At 54.5% G+C, this 255-nt stretch carries 1 rRNA gene; it reads left to right on the top strand.

Annotation, left to right across the window (positions count from 1 at the left end):
* Positions 1-255, top strand: a 23S ribosomal RNA gene (locus ACN6NF_RS25930); the annotation flags it as partial.

Below are 255 nucleotides of genomic sequence, written 5' to 3'. Positions count from 1 at the left end.
TAGCCCAAACCAAGGAGCTTGCTCCTTGGGGTTGTGGGACGTCTCACATGGAGTTACAAAGGAACCGGTTAGATGAAGAGGTCTGGAAAGGCCCGCCAGAGAAGGTAAAAGCCCTGTAGTTCAAAACTTGTTCCCTCCGAGACGGATCCCGAGTAGTGCGGGGCACGTGAAACCCCGTATGAATCCGGCAGGACCATCTGCCAAGGCTAAATACTCCCTGGCGACCGATAGTGAAGCAGTACCGTGAGGGAAAGG

It is taken from the genome of Paenibacillus sp. TSM33, from assembly GCF_056099025.1.
The sequence above is the reverse complement of the archived record's forward strand: the minus strand, read 5'-3'. Positions and strand labels throughout refer to the sequence as shown.